General features: G+C 52.0%; 21 protein-coding genes. 6 read left to right on the top strand and 15 right to left on the bottom strand.

The genetic code is table 11. From position 1 onward, the window contains the following. The first annotated feature begins 160 nt into the window (after positions 1–160). Both pagP and cspE read left to right on the top strand, forming a co-directional pair. Positions 161–724 (top strand): lipid IV(A) palmitoyltransferase PagP, encoded by a 564-nt coding sequence (pagP, locus tag OGX90_RS21610; protein ID WP_003831280.1) that lies wholly within the window; start codon positions 161–163, stop codon positions 722–724. A 189-nt stretch (positions 725–913) separates the two neighbouring features. Beyond that, the gene (gene cspE, locus OGX90_RS21605; protein ID WP_000034825.1) at positions 914–1123 is read left to right on the top strand and encodes a transcription antiterminator/RNA stability regulator CspE; all 210 of its coding nucleotides are present in this window, start codon (positions 914–916) and stop codon (positions 1121–1123) included. Between the two features lie 52 nt (positions 1124–1175). Here the strand turns inward: cspE and crcB are convergent, their stop codons facing one another. After that, positions 1176–1559 (bottom strand): fluoride efflux transporter CrcB, encoded by a 384-nt coding sequence (crcB, locus tag OGX90_RS21600; RefSeq protein WP_003831281.1) that lies wholly within the window; start codon positions 1557–1559, stop codon positions 1176–1178. 90 nt (positions 1560–1649) lie between these two features. Between crcB and OGX90_RS21595 the strand changes: the two genes are divergently transcribed. Then, positions 1650–2438 carry a deaminated glutathione amidase gene (locus tag OGX90_RS21595; RefSeq protein ID WP_198801712.1) on the top strand — a complete coding sequence of 263 codons (789 nt, stop codon included), beginning with the start codon at positions 1650–1652 and terminating at the stop codon, positions 2436–2438. 128 nt (positions 2439–2566) lie between these two features. Continuing rightward, a complete protein-coding gene (tatE, locus tag OGX90_RS21590; protein ID WP_003022699.1) occupies positions 2567–2770 on the top strand; it encodes a twin-arginine translocase subunit TatE in 204 nt (67 codons plus the stop codon). Positions 2771–2868: 98 nt separating this feature from the next. On the opposite strand, the gene lipA is transcribed toward tatE, so the two are convergent. The 10 genes from lipA to OGX90_RS21540 all read right to left on the bottom strand — a co-directional run bounded on the left by lipA (position 2869) and on the right by OGX90_RS21540 (position 12342). Beyond that, positions 2869–3834: a lipoyl synthase gene (lipA, locus tag OGX90_RS21585; RefSeq protein WP_003022702.1), complete on the bottom strand. Its 966-nt coding sequence runs from the start codon at positions 3832–3834 to the stop codon at positions 2869–2871. A gap of 206 nt (positions 3835–4040) precedes the next feature. Continuing rightward, on the bottom strand, positions 4041–4682 hold the full coding sequence (lipB, locus tag OGX90_RS21580; protein ID WP_003831286.1) for a lipoyl(octanoyl) transferase LipB: 642 nt from the start codon (positions 4680–4682) through the stop codon (positions 4041–4043). Positions 4683–4796: 114 nt separating this feature from the next. Next, entirely contained in the window at positions 4797–5060 is a 264-nt protein-coding gene (gene ybeD / locus OGX90_RS21575; protein WP_003022706.1) for a DUF493 family protein YbeD, read from the bottom strand. Between the two features lie 106 nt (positions 5061–5166). Beyond that, positions 5167–6378 carry a D-alanyl-D-alanine carboxypeptidase DacA gene (dacA, locus tag OGX90_RS21570; RefSeq protein ID WP_234692206.1) on the bottom strand — a complete coding sequence of 404 codons (1212 nt, stop codon included), beginning with the start codon at positions 6376–6378 and terminating at the stop codon, positions 5167–5169. Between the two features lie 142 nt (positions 6379–6520). Further along, a complete protein-coding gene (rlpA, locus tag OGX90_RS21565; protein WP_057067704.1) occupies positions 6521–7630 on the bottom strand; it encodes an endolytic peptidoglycan transglycosylase RlpA in 1110 nt (369 codons plus the stop codon). Between the two features lie 10 nt (positions 7631–7640). After that, the gene (gene mrdB, locus OGX90_RS21560; protein WP_003022718.1) at positions 7641–8753 is read right to left on the bottom strand and encodes a peptidoglycan glycosyltransferase MrdB; all 1113 of its coding nucleotides are present in this window, start codon (positions 8751–8753) and stop codon (positions 7641–7643) included. Between the two features lie 2 nt (positions 8754–8755). Continuing rightward, entirely contained in the window at positions 8756–10657 is a 1902-nt protein-coding gene (gene mrdA / locus OGX90_RS21555; protein ID WP_286624668.1) for a peptidoglycan DD-transpeptidase MrdA, read from the bottom strand. Positions 10658–10687: 30 nt separating this feature from the next. Beyond that, positions 10688–11155, bottom strand: a complete 468-nt coding sequence (gene rlmH / locus OGX90_RS21550; protein WP_003022725.1) for a 23S rRNA (pseudouridine(1915)-N(3))-methyltransferase RlmH — start codon at positions 11153–11155, stop codon at positions 10688–10690. A gap of 3 nt (positions 11156–11158) precedes the next feature. After that, complete coding sequence (gene rsfS, locus OGX90_RS21545; RefSeq protein ID WP_003022728.1) at positions 11159–11476, bottom strand: ribosome silencing factor; 318 nt, start codon at positions 11474–11476, stop codon at positions 11159–11161. A gap of 254 nt (positions 11477–11730) precedes the next feature. Further along, complete coding sequence (locus OGX90_RS21540) at positions 11731–12342, bottom strand: adenosylcobalamin/alpha-ribazole phosphatase (RefSeq protein ID WP_234692208.1); 612 nt, start codon at positions 12340–12342, stop codon at positions 11731–11733. A 96-nt stretch (positions 12343–12438) separates the two neighbouring features. Between OGX90_RS21540 and cobD the strand changes: the two genes are divergently transcribed. Continuing rightward, positions 12439–13533: a threonine-phosphate decarboxylase CobD gene (gene cobD, locus OGX90_RS21535; protein WP_286624665.1), complete on the top strand. Its 1095-nt coding sequence runs from the start codon at positions 12439–12441 to the stop codon at positions 13531–13533. On the opposite strand, the gene nadD is transcribed toward cobD, so the two are convergent. The 4 genes from nadD to leuS are packed head-to-tail and all read right to left on the bottom strand — an operon-like array spanning position 13508 to position 18378. Then, complete coding sequence (nadD, locus tag OGX90_RS21530; RefSeq protein WP_234692210.1) at positions 13508–14149, bottom strand: nicotinate-nucleotide adenylyltransferase; 642 nt, start codon at positions 14147–14149, stop codon at positions 13508–13510. The two genes, cobD and nadD, sit on opposite strands and share 26 nt — an antisense overlap. A 1-nt stretch (position 14150) precedes the next feature. Then, complete coding sequence (holA, locus tag OGX90_RS21525) at positions 14151–15182, bottom strand: DNA polymerase III subunit delta (RefSeq protein ID WP_032942687.1); 1032 nt, start codon at positions 15180–15182, stop codon at positions 14151–14153. After that, positions 15182–15781 carry an LPS assembly lipoprotein LptE gene (gene lptE / locus OGX90_RS21520; protein ID WP_191221715.1) on the bottom strand — a complete coding sequence of 200 codons (600 nt, stop codon included), beginning with the start codon at positions 15779–15781 and terminating at the stop codon, positions 15182–15184. Before lptE ends, holA begins: the two co-directional genes overlap by 1 nt. Positions 15782–15795: 14 nt before the next feature. Beyond that, a complete protein-coding gene (gene leuS / locus OGX90_RS21515; protein WP_095533124.1) occupies positions 15796–18378 on the bottom strand; it encodes a leucine--tRNA ligase in 2583 nt (860 codons plus the stop codon). 235 nt (positions 18379–18613) lie between these two features. Between leuS and OGX90_RS21510 the strand changes: the two genes are divergently transcribed. Further along, entirely contained in the window at positions 18614–19096 is a 483-nt protein-coding gene (locus OGX90_RS21510; RefSeq protein WP_003022748.1) for a zinc ribbon-containing protein, read from the top strand. Positions 19097–19146: the final 50 nt, after the last annotated feature.

Below are 19146 nucleotides of genomic sequence, written 5' to 3'. Positions count from 1 at the left end.
AAATAGTTCCTATTAGATGGCTCAATAAACTCATGGATAATTATCTTAAAAATTATAGGCTGAGGATTATTCTGATTTTTTAGCTGCGCATTTTTGTTAAGCTAACATTAAGGTTGGGTTTGCTACAATTAATAATAAATCCCAGGATGGTAATTAAGTTGTGATTGTCGCTAAACGATATTTTCTCATTTTTTCATTTCTTTTTATTCAGTTAGCTTTCATTCCCCAGGGCGCTGCTGAAGATAAAGGCTGGTTCGCTACTTTTAAAGACAACGTCAGTGAAACCTGGCAGCAGCCAGAACATTATGATCTGTACGTGCCGGCTATTACCTGGCATGCTCGTTTTGCTTATGATAAAGAAAAAACGGATCGCTACAATGAACGCCCATGGGGGGCGGGCTTTGGTCAATCCCGTTGGGATGATAAAGGTAACTGGCACGGGCTTTATATAATGGCCTTTAAGGATTCCTACAATAAATGGGAACCCATTGGTGGTTATGGCTGGGAAAAAACCTGGCGACCGCTGGCAGATGAAAATTTCCACACAGGTCTCGGTTTTACCGCCGGTTTTACCGCGCGCGATAACTGGAACTACATTCCGGTACCCGTGCTGTTACCGCTGGCATCGATAGGGTATGGTCCGGCAACGTTCCAGATGACCTACATTCCGGGAACGTACAACAACGGTAACGTCTACTTTGCATGGATGCGTTTCCAGTTTTGATGGACTACCTGTATTGTCAGGTGGATTATTAAAAAGTCTTTTAAAAACAGTGCGATATTAACTTTAACTGAAAAATAACGCGACATTTATCACTTTTTGATAAAGTTCGACTGGACAAAGTCCACCACAATTGTTGTACTGATACCCGACACAGCATTTGTGTCTATTTTTCATGTAAAGGTAATTTTGATGTCTAAGATTAAAGGTAACGTTAAGTGGTTTAATGAGTCCAAAGGATTCGGTTTCATTACTCCGGAAGATGGCAGCAAAGACGTGTTCGTACACTTCTCTGCAATCCAGACCAATGGTTTTAAAACTCTGGCTGAAGGTCAGCGTGTAGAGTTCGAAATCACTAACGGTGCCAAAGGCCCTTCTGCTGCAAACGTAATCGCTCTGTAAGCATACGACAGCAAGCATTCAAAACCCGCTTAATTGCGGGTTTTTTTTCGCTTCAGTGCGCGGGAGAGGCCGAAACCAGCCAGAATGCCAGGGCGGTCATCGCAAATGATCCCAACAGATTAACCAGTACATTCACCATAGCCCAACCAAAACGTCCTTCCTGTAGCAAAAACACCACCTCAGCTGAGAAAGTGGAAAACGTTGTTAGTCCCCCGCAAAAGCCAGTGGTAATCAGTACCTTCCACATTGGATCAATGTTAGTCATGCGATTAAACCACGCCAGACCCATACCAATGATAAATGCGCCAAGTAAGTTTGCAGCCAGTGTACCGAATGGGATGGCCTGATGTAGCGGGTTAAACCTCATGCTCAACATCCATCTTGCTACACTACCTGTACCACCACCGATAAAAACCGCTAAAAGGAGTTGTAACACTGCATAATCCTGCTATTTGATTGTATATAGGATGAGTGTAACGCTGAATAATCGTGGTTGGCGAGCCTAACAACGTTTTCTGGAGGGAATATGTTCGTTGCAGCAGGGCAATTTGCCGTGGGACCTTCATGGGAAAAAAATGCAGAAACCTGCGTCTTTTTGATGTCTCAGGCTGCAGGAGAGGGGGCGTCGCTGCTGGTATTACCGGAGGCGCTTCTGGCCCGTGACGATCTGGACCCAGACCTGTCAGTGAAATCAGCTCAACTGCTGGAGGGCGGATTTTTGACGCGCTTGCTGCGAGAAAGCGCGCAAAACGAGATGACGACAATCCTGACGATTCATGTTCCTTCTGTGCCAGGCCGGGCGTTTAACATGCTGGTGGCGCTACGGGCAGGTCAGGTCGTGGCCCATTACGCTAAATTACATCTCTATGATGCCTTTTCGATTCAGGAGTCACGAAATGTGGATGCAGGGGACGCCATAGCGCCGCTGCTGGACGTAGACGGGTTAAAAGTAGGGTTAATGACCTGTTATGATCTGCGCTTTCCTGAGTTGGCGCTGGCGCACGCATTGCAGGGAGCGGAAATTCTTGTCTTACCCGCAGCCTGGGTTCGGGGAGCGCTTAAAGAGCATCACTGGGCTACGCTTTTGGCGGCAAGAGCGTTAGATGCGACGTGTTACTTGATTGCGGCGGGAGAGTGCGGTAACAAGAATATCGGCCAAAGCAGGGTCATCGACCCCTTTGGTGTGACCATTGCTGCTGCGGCAGAAACGCCCGCGCTAATTATGGCCGAGGTTTCCGCCGAACGGGTGAGGCAGGTTAGGGCACAACTCCCGGTGTTAAGTAACCGACGCTTTGCGCCACCGCAATTATTATGACGTTTTTTTAAACAAGGCTTGATTCACCTTGTTACAGATTGCTATTGTGTGCGCGCGTCGAAAGGCCGTTAATATTCTCAGGTTAATATGGCGCTTTATGCAGCCTGGTTTAAGTCAAGAAGGTATCTATGGGTGAGATTAGTATTACCAAACTGCTGGTGGTTGCCGCACTGGTTGTTCTGCTGTTTGGTACCAAGAAGTTACGTACACTGGGTGGAGACCTGGGAACGGCAATCAAGGGCTTCAAGAAAGCAATGAACGACGATAATGCCGATGCTAAGAAAGATGCTGATGGTAGCGTTCAGGCTGAGAAGCTTTCTCATAAAGAGTAATGTCAGGAGCATGATGCTCATACTGCATACTCTGCATGAAAAAAAACCGGCAATTTGCCGGTTTTTTTATTGCTGATATGTAAGTGAGTATTACACGATTACTTCACTTCCAGCCCTTTGGCCTGCATGTCAGCATGGTAAGAAGAGCGAACGAATGGACCGCAGGCTGCATGGGTAAAGCCCATTGCCATAGCTTCGGCTTTCATCTCATCGAACTCATCCGGGCTCACATAGCGTTGAACCGGCAGGTGATGGCGGCTTGGCTGTAAATACTGCCCCAGCGTCAACATAGTTACACCATGACTGCGCAGGTCACGCATGACCTCAATGATTTCCGCATTGGTTTCGCCCAGACCGACCATCAGACCTGATTTAGTCGGAATCTCCGGGTGCGCTTCCTTGAAACGTTCCAGAAGCTTCAGTGACCAGTTGTAGTCAGCCCCGGGGCGTACATTGCGATAAATACGTGGTACGTTTTCAAGGTTGTGGTTAAACACATCCGGCGGAGTGGCGGTAAGAATATCCAGCGCGCGATCCATACGACCACGGAAGTCAGGCACCAGCGTTTCGATTTTAATCGACGGGCTTTTCTCACGAATAGCGGTGATGCAGTCAGCAAAGTGCTGAGCGCCGCCGTCACGCAGATCGTCGCGGTCAACGGAGGTAATGACGACATAGCGCAGCGCCATGTCAGCAATCGTCTGAGCAAGTTTTAACGGCTCGTTAGCATCAGGAGCAACCGGACGGCCATGAGCAACGTCACAGAATGGGCAACGGCGGGTACAGATTGCGCCGAGGATCATAAAGGTTGCAGTTCCGTGATTGAAACATTCAGCCAGGTTAGGGCAGGAAGCTTCTTCGCAGACAGAGTGCAGGCCATTTTTGCGCATTGCCGCTTTGATGCCCTGGATGCGAGTGGAGTCCGCTGGCAGTTTTATTTTCATCCATTCCGGTTTACGCAGCAGGGCTTCACGCTCTGTTGCCACATTTTTTACCGGGATAAGAGCCATCTTATCGGCATCGCGGTATTTAACACCGCGTTCCATCACAATGGGTTTACTCATAGCTTGCGTGTTCCAGTTGCGAATTACGAAGGAAAGCGTTTCAATTCAAGGGAATGTTGCATTTATCAACTATTTTTGAATTAGTGATACGCAGTATATCATTGAAACGGGCCAGAAAGCAGCCTGACAGGCTGGCAAAATGTAAAATAGTTGTTGTTTTGTGCCATTTGCCACAACGTATGCCGTGGCAAAGTATGCGCGTATTTTCAGTCCGCGATGTACTCGTGCGGTGGGTTACCCAACAGCGCCAGAATGTTGGCCAGCAGCCTTGGGCGAATGCTCTCGGTCGTGGCGGTGCTATCCCACTGCGATACCTTCGCCATTTCCATTCCGGCATAACCACAAGGATTAATACGCAGGAAAGGCGACAAGTCCATATCCACATTGAGCGCTAAGCCGTGAAATGAACAACCTTTACGAATACGTAACCCCAAAGAGCAGATTTTCTTCTCTCCAACGTATACGCCAGGCGCATCGGCTCGCGGGTGGGCGTCAATACCGATTTCCGCAAGGGTATTCACAACGGTTTGCTCCAGCAGCGTAACCAGTTCGCGAACGCCAAGTTTACGACGCTTCAGGTTCAACAGCACATACATGACCTGCTGGCCCGGCCCGTGATAAGTCACCTGACCGCCACGATCGCTCTGGATCACCGGAATATCTCCTGGCATCAGTACGTGCTCTGCTTTACCTGCCTGACCCTGGGTAAAAACAGGATAATGCTCTACCAGCCAGATTTCGTCATAACTGTTTTCATCGCGGGTATCGGTGAATTCGTGCATGGCCAGAGAAACTGGCTCGTAAGGTTGAAGACCGAGCTGGCGGACAAGAATTTTATCCTGATACAAAACGGCATCTCCGTAGATACTCACATAGAGTAGAGAATATAAAAGAGGGGGAAAAGTATATCACAGGAGGGAGGGGTTACCCGAGCGGGGATGCAGCGGGTAACCAACAGGTTTTTACAGTACCATGCGTACGATATCGATATTGCCTAATTCTTCGTACAGCGTTTCAACCTGCTCAATGTGTGTAGCAGTAATAGTGATTGAGACCGAGTGGTAGTTGCCTTTGCTGCTCGGTTTTACCGTCGGAGAGTAATCACCTGGCGCATGGCGCTGTACCACTTCAACCACCTGATCAACCAGCTCAGGCAACGCCTGCCCCATTACTTTGTAAGTAAATGGAGTAGGGAATTCAAGCAGTTCGTTAAGTTTGGTTTTCATGTCAGCTCCGGCGTTACATCAATAAATAATAACTCCCACAGCGCGTGGGAGTTATCTGGATACCTAGTATATGGGGACGTAAATCACACTTTCAAGTGTTCGATTTTTAGCCAAACCAGTGATGGAACATTAATTTAATGTAATCAATGATTTTCCCAAAGAAGTTGCCTTCAGGGATTTCCTGCAGGACTACCAGCGGGCGCTGCTCAATGGTTTTGCCATCCAGCTGGAAGTTGATGGTGCCGACAACCTGGTTTTTCTGCAGCGGTGCGTGCAGTTCCGCGGTGTTCAGCACATAGCTTGCTTTCAGATCTTTCATGCGGCCGCGCGGAATAGTCAGGTAGACATCTTTATCTACGCCTAACGATGCACGATCGGTGTTACCAAACCAGGCGGGCTCTGAAGCAAACTCTTTACCGACTTTCAGTGGGTTCACGGTTTCAAAGAAACGGAAGCCCCAGGTCAGCAGTTTTTTACTTTCGGTTTCACGACCTTTATAGGTGCGGCCACCCATGACGGCGGAGATCAGACGCATCTGGCCTTCGGTTGCGGATGCAACGAGGTTATAGCCAGCCTTGTCGGTATGACCGGTTTTGATACCGTCGACATTCAGGCTGTTATCCCACAGCAGGCCGTTACGGTTTAACTGACGGATGCCGTTAAACGTGAACTCTTTTTCTTTATAGATAGAGTATTCGTTAGGCACGTCGCGAATCAGCGCCTGACCAATCATCGCCATGTCGCGAGCCGAGCTGTATTGACCGTCAGCATCGAGACCATGAACGGTCTGGAAGTGGGTGTTTTTCAGGCCCAGCGCGTTCACATAGCTGTTCATCAGTCCGACGAAAGCATCCTGGCTACCGGCTGCGAAGTCCGCCATTGCCACGCACGCGTCATTCCCGGATTGCAGGTTGATACCACGGATAAGCTGAGAAACAGGAACCTGCATTCCTGGCTTCAGGAACATCAACGATGAACCTTTAAAGACCGGGTTACCTGTAGCCCAGGCGTCATTGCCGACGGTGACCAGATCGGTTTCTTTGAATTTCCCGGCTTTCATCGCCTGGCCGATGACGTAGCTGGTCATCATTTTGGTCAGACTGGCGGGGTCGCGGCGAGTGTCGGCGTTCTGTTCTGCCAGAACTTTACCTGAATTGTAATCAATCAGGATATATGACTCCGCATCGATCTGCGGAACACCCGGGATCATGGTTTTAATATTCAGGTCATCGGCATGGGCAGCAGAGAGAGAAGCTGCGCAGAGAGCCGCGGTGAGCGCCATACGCTGCACGAAACGAGCGGAAAAAGTGGTCTTCATGGTCTGAACTACGACGTCCGTGATGAAATTAAAAAAAGTGCCCTACTATAGCAAATGCAAAACGGGCAGGCATCTGACTTTCCGCGTGACTTTGTTAATGTCATTTACAGAAACTGACAGTTCAGATACCTGATTTACGTTATTACACGCCGGTGATGAAGGACTGTAATTGCGCCTCGGCTTGAAGACGCTGCTGCAATGTGGAGGCTTCAGCTTTGCTGGCGAACGGCCCCATCTGGATACGCCAGACTGCGCCGTTTTGTACCACCCGACCTGGGACGCCAAATTGCTGGCTTAAACGTTTTTGATACTGCTGCGCACGCGACTGCTCGCTGACTGCGCCAACCTGAACCACGTAGCGTCCGTTGGCTACTGCCGCTGGCGCAGGTGCAGCGACGGCGGCTGGTGTTGCTGCTGGTGCGGTTGGCGTTACCGGTGCGGTGGTGGTCGGTTGCGGAGCTGGAGTCGGCTCGCTACCTTCCAGCACGCCTGCAGCGAGCGTGGTCGGCGCACCGAGGAATCCACTGCTGTTCACTGGCGCACCGGTTGTATCATCGCTTTTCAACGTGGAATTGCTGATCGGACGAATATCGCCTTGCGGCTGACCCACATCCGATGGCGCAGGCATGCTGCCCATACTGCCACCGCCGCTTAAATCAGGACGCGCGGGCAGGGCATAGGTTTGTTTCGCTACCGTGGTACAAGCCATTCCCGGCCCGGACAATGAACCATCCTGGGCGACGATGATCGGGTCGATACGCACTTTGGTATTGTTGGAGGTATTCAGACGGTCGGCTGCTGCACGTGAAAGTGAAATCACGCGATCGTTGCCATAAGGGCCGCGATCGTTAATGCGCACGACAATCATCCTGCCATTTGCCAGGTTAGTTATTCTGGCATAGCTTGGGACTGGCAGCGTCGGATGCGCTGCGGTTAACTGCATCGGGTCGAACGCTTCACCAGACGCGGTTAAGTTGCTTCCGGGTTCCGCATCATAGATAGCGGCAAGCCCTGCCTGGCTAAAGCGGGAAGGGTCCTGGACGATTTTGTAGCTCTTACCATCACGCTGATAGTCCTGATTCGCCGTTGGGTTCAGGGGTTCAAAGCGCGGATCGGCCCCGCTGATTTCAACAATCGGACCATTACACACCGCAGGCTGCGGCGCGACAGCACCCTGTTGCTGACCATCATCACTCGAACACGCCGCGAGCATTCCTGCTGCGATGCAGATACCAAGCCACTGCTTACGCATTGCGTACCCCTTACACGCTTTTCGACAACATTTTTCTATGGGTATGGATCGACATAACAATCCCGAACCCAGCCATCAGCACGATAAGTGCCGAGCCTCCGTAACTGACCAGTGGGAGAGGAACGCCAACCACGGGCAGAATACCGCTCACCATACCAATATTTACGAAGACATAAACGAATAATATCAACATTAAACCACCCGCCATGACGCGACCAAAGGTGGTTTGCGCGTGGGCAGCGATCCATAATCCGCGCATAATCAGCAAAATGTACAGCGCTAGCAGAATTAAGATCCCTACCAGACCCAGTTCTTCCGCTAATACCGCGAAGATAAAATCTGTATGACGTTCGGGTAAAAACTCAAGCTGTGACTGCGTACCGTGTAGCCAGCCCTTACCACGTAGACCGCCGGAGCCAATAGCAATTTTAGACTGAATGATGTGATAACCCGCACCCAGCGGATCGGTTTCCGGATCGAGTAACATCATGACGCGCTGACGTTGATAATCATGCATCAGGAAGAACCACAGTATCGGGATAAACGCCGCAACCAGGACCACCGCAACACCGATTAAACGCCAGCTCAAACCAGAAAGGAACAGAACAAACAGACCGGAAAGGGCGACCAGAATTGAAGTTCCGAGGTCTGGCTGGGCGGCCACCAGCAGGGTGGGCATAAATATCAGCACCAACGCAATGGCGGTATTTTTTAGCGATGGCGGGCAAACATCACGGTTGATGAAGCGCGCGACCATCAGCGGCACGGCAATCTTGGCGATTTCGGAAGGCTGAAAACGCACAATCCCCAAATCCAGCCAGCGCTGCGCGCCTTTGGAGATAGCGCCGAAGGCATCTACTGCCACCAACAAAATGATGCAAAAGATGTAGAGATAGGGAGCCCAGCCCTCATAAACCCTGGGCGGGATTTGCGCCATCACCACCATGATGACCAGGCCCATCGCGATCTGACCGACCTTGCGCTCCATCATGCCAATATCCTGGCCGCTGGCGCTCCAGATGACCAGCGAGCTGTAAACCAGCAGCGCTAGCAAAATAAGCAACATCGTGGGATCGATGTGGATTTTGTCCCAGAATGTTTTTTTGTTCGGATTATCCGTCACGATTATTGGTCCTCCGCTGCTGCAACCGCGGGGTTTTCTGCAGGCAGATTGGTGTTATTGTCGCCCAACATAATGTGGTCAAGGATCTGGCGCATAATGGTACCCACAGCCGGGCCCGCGCCACCGTTTTCAAGGATTATGGCGACAGCAACCTGGGGCTTATCATAGGGTGCGAAGGCCGTCATCAGCTTGTGGTCACGTAAGCGCTCGGCGATCTTATGTGCGTTATAGGTTTCATTGGCTTTCAGGCCAAAGACCTGTGCAGTACCGGATTTCGCCGCAATTTTGTAAGGTGCGCCAGCGAAATATTTGTGTGCAGTACCGTTAGGACGGTTGGCTACACCGTACATGCCGTCTTTTGCGATTTCCCAATAACCGGAATGAATGTCACCAACGGGTGGTTCGTGCGGCTGGATCCACGGCACTTGCTTGCCGTTTTCTGCTGTGCTCATCAGCAGATGCGGGACTTTTACCAAACCGTCGTTGATAAGGATCATCAGCGCTTTACTCATCTGGATAGGGGTTGCCGTCCAGTAACCCTGACCGATGCCGACCGGAATGGTATCACCCTGGTACCATGGCTTTTTAAACCGTTTTTGCTTCCACTCGCGGGTTGGCATGTTTCCGGCGCGCTCTTCGGCAAGATCGATGCCCGTATATTGGCCGTAGCCAAACTTGCTCATCCATTCTGAAAGGCGGTCTATCCCCATATCATAGGCGATTTGATAGAAAAACGTATCCGCGGACTCTTCCAGAGAACGGGTAATGTTCAGATGACCGTGTCCCCACTTTTTCCAGTCGCGGTAGCGTTTCTCAGAGCCGGGTAACTGCCACCAGCCCGGATCGAACAGGCCGGTATTGCGGGTGATGACACCTGCACTTAATGCAGAAACCGCGACGTAAGGTTTAACCGTCGAAGCAGGAGGGTAGACACCCTGAGTCGCGCGGTTAACCAATGGGGTATTCGGGTCATTGAGCAACCCGGAGTAATCTTTACTCGAGATACCATCGACAAACAGGTTCGGGTCGTAGCTCGGCATGGACACCAGTGCGAGAACGCCACCGGTACGCGGGTCGGTGACTACCACCGCGGCACGACTGCCCGCCAGCAGCGTTTCGATGTACTGCTGGAGTTTCAGGTCAAGGGTGAGATAGATATCGTGCCCGGCCTGCGGCGCCACTTCTTTCAGTTGGCGAATGACGCGGCCACGGTTGTTCACTTCAACTTCTTCATAACCAGTCTGGCCGTGAAGTACGTCTTCATAATAGCGTTCAATACCCAATTTACCGATGTCGTGCGTCGCCGCGTAGTTGGCCAGCTTGCCGTCTTTGTCCAGGCGGTCCACGTCTTTATCGTTGATCTTCGATACGTAGCCAATGACGTGGGTCAGCGCAGAGCCGTAGGGGTAATAGCGGCGTTTATAGCCTTTAACTTCGACGCCGGGAAAGCGATATTGATTAACGGCGAACCGTGCCACCTGAACTTCACTCAGGTTAGTTTTTACCGGAATGGAGGTGAAGCGGTGTGAACGGGCGCGCTCTTTTTTAAAGGCGGCAATGTCGTCGTCCGTCAGGTCTACGACGTTACGCAGCGCGTCGAGGGCATCCTGAACGTTGTCGACCTTTTCCGGCATCATTTCTATCTGATAAATGGTGCGGTTAAGGGCGAGCGGAATTCCGTTACGGTCATAAATGATGCCGCGACTGGGGGCGATAGGCACCAGTTTGATGCGGTTTTCGTTCGAGCGAGTCTGATAATCAGTAAAGCGAACGATTTGCAGATTATAAAGGTTGGCGATCAGCACGCCGGTGAGCAGCAAAATCCCCAAAAAAGCGACCAGCGCCCGGCGCACAAACAGCGCGGACTCAGCCGAATAGTCGCGAAAAGAATTCTGTAGTTTCATCCGCTGCTTAATCTACTCAAGAATCAATGATCACTCACGGTGATAAGGATGGTTGGTGGTGATGCTCCACGCCCTGTACAGACTCTCCGCGACCAGAACCCGAACAAGAGGGTGAGGAAGGGTTAACGCAGAGAGTGACCAGCTTTGTTCCGCTGCCGCTTTACAGGCAGGGGAGAGACCTTCCGGCCCGCCAATCAACAGACTGACGTCACGACCGTCCAGTTTCCAGCGTTCCAGTTCAGTCGCCAGCTGCGGCGTGTCCCAGGGTTTACCAGGGATATCAAGGGTGACGATGCGGTTTTTGCCTGCGGCAGCCAGCATCTGCTCACCCTCTTTGTCGAGAATGCGTTTAATATCCGCGTTCTTGCCGCGTTTTCCTGCCGGGATTTCGATCAGCTCAAAGGGCATATCTTTCGGAAACCGACGGAGATACTCCGTAAACCCGGTTTGCACCCAGTCAGGCATTTTCGTACCCACAGCGACAAGTTGCAGCTTCACGCATTAACTCCAGAGTTTTTCCAGTTCATACAGGCGACGGCTTTCTTCCTGCATCACGTGGACAATCACATCACCGAGGTCAACGACGATCCAGTCTGCAACGTTCTCGCCTTCTACGCCGAGCGGCAGCAGACCAGCAGTGCGGGACTCCTGAACAACGTGGTCTGCGATAGACATTACATGACGGCTGGACGTGCCGGTGCAGATAATCATGCAATCAGTGATGCTGGATTTGCCCTGAACGTCTAAGGCGATGATGTCTTGACCTTTCAGGTCATCAATTTTGTCGATTACAAAATCCTGAAGTGCTTTACCCTGCAAGTGTTCCCCCTGGGTGAAAAGAGTTAAAAACGTCTGTTAGTATACCTGAACCAGAGGCGATATCGGGACAAATGTCTCCGAAAGCGCTTTTGAAGTGCGCTATCATCCCACCCCACGCCGCAGAATGCATCGCCATTTTTGTAAAACAATTTCTGCAAAGCTCTGAAGGGCGGGAAAAGTCAGGTTGCGGAGAATAACAGCCTGTCATGGGGTGTCAATGGGAGAGAAGCCCTTCGGCAGAAAAAACAGGGCTTTCACTCCCCGTCGTGCCATACAGCCCGGCTGTTGAGCACTTTAAGAACCGCAAAATCGTAGCAAAAATCAATTGCGCTCCAGCAACCTTGTTCGACGCGAAAATGCCACATTGCTGCAGCCGGCATGGACAGCAGACGGGCGATCAAAACGCTCAGAACACCCTGATGGCTCACAACCAGTAGGTTTTGGCACGTTTTGTAATCAGCGAGCTGAGCAATAAAGCGTTCCACGCGCTGGGAAAACGCCTGAAAACCTTCACCATTGGTTGGCGTCGCATTCTGCCAGTCGTTACACCACACGGCGTAGTTTTCGGCGTCTTCTCGCGCCAGATCGCGATGATGGCGCATTTCCCAGTCACCAAAAAACATCTCATTGAGCTCAGGCATGTTGCGCACAGGAACCTCGCGATCGCCTAAGATCAACTGCGTTGTATGGCGGGCACGTTCCAACTCGCTGCACAGAACGTTGTCGACAGGTACATTGCGTAACAGCGTACCCAGTGTTTGCGCCTGAGCGATACCCCGTTCCGTTAGCGGTGTGGGGGCATGGCCGCTGTATAAACCAGCGACATTGGCTTCAGTTTCTCCATGACGTACTAACCAGAGTCTCATTTTTTCCTCTTGAGGTTATTCGCACAAAACATGATGTTTGCCCTGATTGCGCAGAGATTTTTCACTAAAATACCTTTTTTTGCGTGGAGCGGCACGATGTCTTTATTGAAGAGCGCGCATGGTGGCAATACCCGAGAAGCCGCCGAACTGTTGGGCATCTCGCCTGAACAATTGTTGGATTTTAGCGCGAATATTAATCCGCTGGGTATGCCGACAAGTTTAAAACGCGCGATCGTCGACAACCTGGACTGCGCGGAGCGTTACCCGGATGTTGATTACGCTAAACTGCATGCGGCACTGGCGGAACATCATCAGATTCCTGCCTCATGGATACTTGCCGGAAACGGCGAGACTGAGTCGATTTTCACTTTGGTGCAAGGTCTTAAACCACGCCATGCGATGATCGTGACGCCCGGCTTTGCTGAATATCGTCGGGCGCTGCAATGGGGAGACTGCACGATCCATGAGTTTGCGCTACGCGAAGACGATGGCTGGCAGCTTACCGATGCAATCCTCGATGCGTTATCCTCAGAGCTGGACTGCCTGTTTCTCTGTACGCCCAACAATCCCACTGGCTTGCTGCCCGATAACCGCCTGCTGCGCGAAATAGCCGCGCGTTGTGAGTTGCTTGGGATCAATCTGATCCTTGATGAAGCGTTTATCGATTTTATTGCCGGGGAGCAGGGGTTTATTCCGCTGCTTCTGGATAACCCGCATATTTGGGTGCTGCGCTCTCTCACCAAGTTCTATGCGATACCGGGGCTGCGGTTAGGGTATCTGGTCAACAGTAATGAACAGGCTGTTGCACAGATGCGCCGTCGACAAATGCCGTGGTCAATTAACGCATTTGCTGCACTGGCAGGTGAGATTATTTTACACGACAGCGCATATCAGCAGGCAACATGGAAGTGGCTGGAGCAAGAGGGCGCGAGGTTTGATCGGCAGTTGAAAGTACTGCCCGGCCTGACGGTGTATCCTGGCAGGGCAAATTATCGCTTATTGCGCTGCGATCGGGCGGATTTTGATCTGCAACGCGCAATGCTGGAACAACATGTCTTGATTCGCAGTTGTGCTAATTATCCGGGGCTGGATGCGCGCTATTATCGGGTAGCCGTTCGCAGCCAGGAAGAGAATAACCGCCTGTTGGCGGCTCTACGCAAGGTGCTTAGCGGTACAACCCCTGCTGATTGATATAGCCAAGCACTGCAGCTGGCATGAGGTCGTCGCACGGCTCGCCTTTTTCCAGACGCTCACGGATGAGCGTGGCGGAGATGTTAAACCACGGCGTTTCAGCCAGATAAATTTTCCCGCAAGGCAAGTTGTGCAGGTCATCTGGCGAATGGGTCAGATGATCCTCCAGCCACTGCTGGTGCTTTTCCTGCGCCATTTCGAGCGGATAGCCCGGACGTCGGCAGACAATGAGGTGGGTGTTACCCAGAATCGTGTCGTAGTCATGCCAGGACGGAAAGGTAAGCAGTGAGTCCTGGCCAATAATAAACGCTAATGGCACGTCCGGTCCTTGCTCCTCGCGCCACTCTTTGAGCGTTTGCGCGGTGTAGGAGGCGGTATCGCGTTTCAGTTCGCGTTCATCAAGGGAGAACAACGGCTTATCGGCAATGGCCAGTTCAACCATGCGTTGACGTTGTTCGCCGGACGCTTCGGGTTGCGCACGATGCGGCGGCACGTTATTGGGCATGATAATGACCCGGGAAAGGCCAATCAGATTCGCCAGAATTTCAACCGGTTTAAGATGACCATAATGCACCGGATCAAAGGTGCCACCGAACAGAGCCTGCAATGATTTCATATCAACCATCAATAAAAACATCGGCCAGCGATTTATGGCAGAGTAACAGGGAAAGCCCCTCAAGTTCCGCCCACACTGACTGACCATAGTCTTGTTTAAGCGTAATTTCCGTACGCGTTAACAGCGTTACCGCCTGACGCAACTGCGCAGGATTCAGCCGGTTTAGCGCGTCTCCCATCATACCCCGGCGATTTTGCCACACCCGGTGTTTATCAAACAACGTGCGTAAAGGCGTATGGGCTGACTGCCGTTTTAAGTTGACCAACAGCAGTAATTCACGCTGTATCGTGCGCAGCAAAATAACCGGCTCACTGCCTTCCAGGCGTAACTGTTGCAGAATGTGCAGCGCTCGTTTGCTTTTGCCCATCAGCAGCGCATCCACCCAATGGAACGGGGTAAAGTGCGCGGCATCGTTAACGGCTTTCTCCACGCGAGGCAGCGTTAGTTTGCCATCAGGCCAAAGCAATGCTAGCCGTTCCAGCGCTTGCGCCAGTGCTAACAGATTACCTTCATAGCAATAACACAACAGCTGATTCGCTGCGTCATCCAGTTGTAGATTGTTAAGCTTCGCCCTGGCGGCGACCCAACGAGGAAGCTGTGCTTGCTCCGGCGTCTGGCAGCTTACCTGCACCGCATTATTGGCAAGTCCGGTATACCATGCGGCGTTTTCCTGCGCTTTAGTCAGTTTGTTGCCGCGAACGATCAGCAGCAGGTCGTCATGTAGCAGTGTGACGAGTGAAGCGAGCTGTTCGTTAATGGCGGCATTGGGGCCATTTTCAGGCAACTGCAAAAGTAGGGTTTGACGGCTGGCAAACAGGCTCATTGCCTGGCAGAGTGAAAAAATCTCTCCCCAGTCGGTGCTATTGTCCAGGGTGAAAGCGTGGTGTTCTTCGAACCCTTGTGTGGCGGCAGCCTGACGGATAGCGTCCTGGCTTTCCTGCAACAAGAGAGGATCGTTACCTAAGAGCAAATACGCCGCGCGCAGCCCCTCATTGAGCTGTGCGCGGAGTTGTTCAGGGTACAACTTGAGCATCAGTTACCCAGCGTGGTGGAAACACGCGCCGGAGATGACGCAGGCTCTGCGGCTTTTGTCGCCGCTGGCTTAGCATCATCATCAGCATTGGATGACAGAGTATCGGCCAGATGTACGCTTGGCAGCTTACGAATTAACTGTTCAGCCGCTTTGTCATACATCTCTTTGATGATCATGTCCTGCTCGTTATCCTTCGCCAGCGCAGCCTGTGGGTTGTCAAAGAACGAACGATAAACTTTGGCGCTGATTGGATAAATATCATGACCTGGGATCAGCACGGATGCACTCACGGACATCACCATCTGGTATTCTGCCGTTTGACCGTTCTGGAATACCGACGCCGTATCCTGCGATATGCTGACCGCGCCAAGACGCAAGGACGTCACATCTTTACGCATTGAGCCGTCCTCTAGCAGCGTAACGCCGTTCAGACGCAGCTGATTACGAACCGCGCGGCTTAATGGGCCGTTTGGATCCCCAGAGTCCAGAATCATGGTTTTCATTGAGGGTGGGACCTGCGTAGTATTACGCAGATGCCATCCACATCCGGCGGTGACAAGCACCGCCAGAGATAACAACAATGTTGTCAGAAGTCGCACGCTTCCTCCCGCGCTTAGCCAACGACCAGATTGAGGAGTTTACCCGGTACATAAATCACTTTACGTACGGTAACGCCATCAAGATATTTTGCTACCAGATGCTCCTGGCCAGCACGCTCACGAACCTGCTCTTCAGTGGCGTTTACCGGAACGGTGATTTTGCCACGTACTTTGCCGTTTACCTGAACCACAACCAGCGTTGAGTCTTCAACCATTGCCGCTTCGTCCGCCACCGGCCACGGTGCGTTGTCGATATCGCCTTCGCCTTTCAGTGCTTCCCACATCGTGAAGCAAACGTGTGGGGTGAACGGGTTCAGCATGCGAACGACGGCCAGTAAGGCTTCCTGCATCAGGGCTCTGTCTTGTTCGTCTTCCTGCGGTGCTTTCGCCAGCTTGTTCATCAGCTCCATAATCGCCGCAATTGCGGTGTTAAAGGTCTGACGACGACCAATATCATCGGTAACTTTAGCAATGGTTTTATGTACGTCGCGACGCAGCGCTTTTTGGTCTTCGCTCAACGCATCAACGTTCAGGGCAGCAACATCGCCTTTGGAAGTATGTTCGTAAACCAGCTTCCATACACGTTTCAGGAAGCGGTTCGCCCCTTCAACGCCGGATTCCTGCCATTCCAGCGTCATATCAGCCGGAGAAGCGAACATCATGAACAGACGTACCGTGTCAGCGCCGTAACGTTCAACCATAACCTGCGGGTCGATACCGTTATTTTTCGACTTGGACATTTTGCTCATGCCGGTATAGACCAGTTCATGGCCTTCTGCGTCCTGAGCTTTGACGATACGACCTTTTTCGTCGCGCTCAACGATGGCATCAACCGGAGAAACCCAGTTACGCTCGCCGTTTGCACCAACGTAATAGAACGCATCAGCCAGCACCATACCCTGGCACAGCAGCTGTTTGGCCGGTTCGTCAGAGTTGACCATGCCCGCATCGCGCATCAGCTTGTGGAAGAAGCGGAAGTAGAGCAGGTGCATGATGGCGTGTTCAATACCACCAATGTAGATATCAACTGGCAGCCAGTAGTTTGCAGCTTCTGGATCCAGCATCCCTTCGTTGTACTGCGGGCAGGTGTAGCGCGCGTAGTACCAGGAGGATTCCATAAAGGTATCGAAGGTGTCGGTTTCGCGCAGCGCAGGCATGCCGTTAACGGTGGTTTTTGCCCACTCCGGATCGGCTTTGATTGGGCTGGTGATGCCGTCCATAACCACGTCTTCCGGCAGAATAACCGGCAACTGATCTTCTGGCGTCGGCAGTACGGTACCGTCTTCCAACGTCACCATCGGAATTGGCGCACCCCAGTAACGCTGACGGGAAACACCCCAGTCACGCAGACGGTAGTTCACTTTACGCTCACCCACGCCTTTGGCTACCAGCTTGTCAGCAATGGCGTTGAAGGCAGCTTCGAAGTCGAGGCCGTCAAACTCGCCGGAGTTAAACAGCACGCCTTTTTCGGTCAGAGCTTGTTCGGACAGATCCGGCTCTGCGCCTTCAGCGGTCAGAATTACTGGTTTGATGGTCAGGCCATATTTTGTCGCAAACTCGTAATCGCGCTGATCGTGGCCCGGAACGGCCATGACTGCGCCCGTACCGTATTCCATCAGGACGAAGTTTGCTGCCCAAACGGGGATTTCTTCGCCAGTCAGCGGGTGAACGGCTTTAAAGCCCGTGTCGACGCCTTTCTTCTCCATGGTTGCCATTTCGGCTTCAGCAACCTTGGTATTGCGGCATTCGTCAATGAAGGCGGCCAGTTCTGGGTTATTTGCAGCAGCTTTCTGCGCCAGCGGGTGACCTGCGGCAACGGCCAGATAGGTCGCACCCATAAAGGTGTCCGGGCGGGTGGTGTAAACGGTCAGCGTGTTGTCGTAACCGTTCACATCGAAGGTGATTTCCACGCCTTCAGAACGGCCAATCCAGTTGCGCTGCATCGTTTTCACGGTGTCAGGCCAGTGATCCAGGTTATCCAGGTCACGCAGCAGTTCGTCAGCGTAAGCGGTGATTTTGATGAACCACTGTGGGATCTCTTTACGCTCGACTTTGGTATCGCAACGCCAGCAGCAGCCGTCGATAACCTGTTCGTTCGCCAGTACGGTCTGGTCGTTCGGGCACCAGTTGACCGCAGACGTTTTCTTGTACACCAGGCCTTTTTTGTACAGCTCGGTGAAGAATTTCTGTTCCCAACGGTAGTATTCCGGGGTGCAGGTCGCCAGCTCACGGCTCCAGTCGTAACCGAAACCCAGCATTTTGAGCTGGTTTTTCATGTATGCGATGTTGTCGTACGTCCACGGTGCTGGTGCGGTATTGTTTTTAACCGCAGCGCCTTCTGCAGGCAGACCGAACGCATCCCAGCCAATTGGCTGCAGTACGTTTTTGCCCAGCATGCGCTGGTAGCGGGCGATCACGTCACCGATGGTGTAGTTACGTACGTGGCCCATGTGTAGTCGACCAGAAGGATAGGGAAGCATAGACAGGCAGTAATACTTCTCTTTGCTCTCGTCTTCGGTAACTTCAAATGTGCGCTTCTCATCCCAGTGAAGCTGTACTTTGGATTCTATCTCTTCCGGGCGGTATTGCTCTTGCATGGCAGCCAGTGGTCCTGTTTTCAATACAGCTACAAACGTAGCTTTAGATGTGGTGTTTCAGATCCGCATAGCATAGCCCAAACGCCCGCGCCAAAACAGCCTTTCGCGCATTCAGCGTTGAATTCCCGCAAGGATAATTCTTGCACGAATTTACACACTCTGTGGACAGTCTTGCAAAGCGTCGCGTAAATAACGTCTATTATTATAGACAGTTAACGACCCAGGAGGCGAAGTGATGAACAAGGTTGCTCAATATTACCGTGAACTGGTGGCTTCACTGAGCGAACGTCTGCGTAATGGCGAACGCGATATTGATGCGTTGGTGGAGCAGGCGCGTCAACGAGTTATGCAGACAGGGGAGTTAACGCGAACCGAGGTAGAAGAGCTCACCCGGGCCGTCAGACGTGACCTGGAAGAGTTTGCTCTGAGCTATGAAGAAAGTCTTGATGAGGAGACAGACAGCGTCTTTATGCGGGTTATCAAGGAGAGTATCTGGCAGGAACTGGCCGATATTACAGATAAAACGCAGCTCGAATGGCGCGAGGTGTTCCAGGACCTCAGTCATCACGGGGTTTATCACAGCGGTGAGGTGGTCGGATTAGGTAATCTGGTCTGCGAGAAGTGCCACTTCCATTTAGCGGTTTACACCCCGGATGTGCTACCGCTGTGTCCGAAATGCGGACACGATCAGTTTCAGCGGCGACCGTTTGAGCCGTGATCGCTTATTGCCGGATGGCGACGCAAAGCGTCTTATCCGGCCTACAAATT

Origin of the sequence: Citrobacter sp. Cpo012 (genome assembly GCF_030333015.1) — a bacterium.
GTDB lineage: Bacteria > Pseudomonadota > Gammaproteobacteria > Enterobacterales > Enterobacteriaceae > Citrobacter > Citrobacter portucalensis.
The sequence above is the reverse complement of the archived record's forward strand: the minus strand, read 5'-3'. Positions and strand labels throughout refer to the sequence as shown.

Bases quoted from the DNA above. Each gene is read 5' to 3' on its own strand.
- cspE (WP_000034825.1), top strand. From the start codon at position 914: ATGTCTAAGATTAAAGGTAACGTTAAGTGGTTTAATGAGTCCAAAGGA.
- OGX90_RS21595 (WP_198801712.1), top strand. From the start codon at position 1,650: ATGTTCGTTGCAGCAGGGCAATTTGCCGTGGGACCTTCATGGGAAAAA.
- tatE (WP_003022699.1), top strand. From the start codon at position 2,567: ATGGGTGAGATTAGTATTACCAAACTGCTGGTGGTTGCCGCACTGGTT.
- lipA (WP_003022702.1), bottom strand. From the start codon at position 3,834: ATGAGTAAACCCATTGTGATGGAACGCGGTGTTAAATACCGCGATGCC.
- ybeD (WP_003022706.1), bottom strand. From the start codon at position 5,060: ATGAAAACCAAACTTAACGAACTGCTTGAATTCCCTACTCCATTTACT.
- dacA (WP_234692206.1), bottom strand. From the start codon at position 6,378: ATGAAGACCACTTTTTCCGCTCGTTTCGTGCAGCGTATGGCGCTCACC.
- rlpA (WP_057067704.1), bottom strand. From the start codon at position 7,630: ATGCGTAAGCAGTGGCTTGGTATCTGCATCGCAGCAGGAATGCTCGCG.
- mrdA (WP_286624668.1), bottom strand. From the start codon at position 10,657: ATGAAACTACAGAATTCTTTTCGCGACTATTCGGCTGAGTCCGCGCTG.
- OGX90_RS21540 (WP_234692208.1), bottom strand. From the start codon at position 12,342: ATGAGACTCTGGTTAGTACGTCATGGAGAAACTGAAGCCAATGTCGCT.
- cobD (WP_286624665.1), top strand. From the start codon at position 12,439: ATGTCTTTATTGAAGAGCGCGCATGGTGGCAATACCCGAGAAGCCGCC.
- nadD (WP_234692210.1), bottom strand. From the start codon at position 14,149: ATGAAATCATTGCAGGCTCTGTTCGGTGGCACCTTTGATCCGGTGCAT.
- holA (WP_032942687.1), bottom strand. From the start codon at position 15,182: ATGCTCAAGTTGTACCCTGAACAACTCCGCGCACAGCTCAATGAGGGG.
- leuS (WP_095533124.1), bottom strand. From the start codon at position 18,378: ATGCAAGAGCAATACCGCCCGGAAGAGATAGAATCCAAAGTACAGCTT.
- OGX90_RS21510 (WP_003022748.1), top strand. From the start codon at position 18,614: ATGAACAAGGTTGCTCAATATTACCGTGAACTGGTGGCTTCACTGAGC.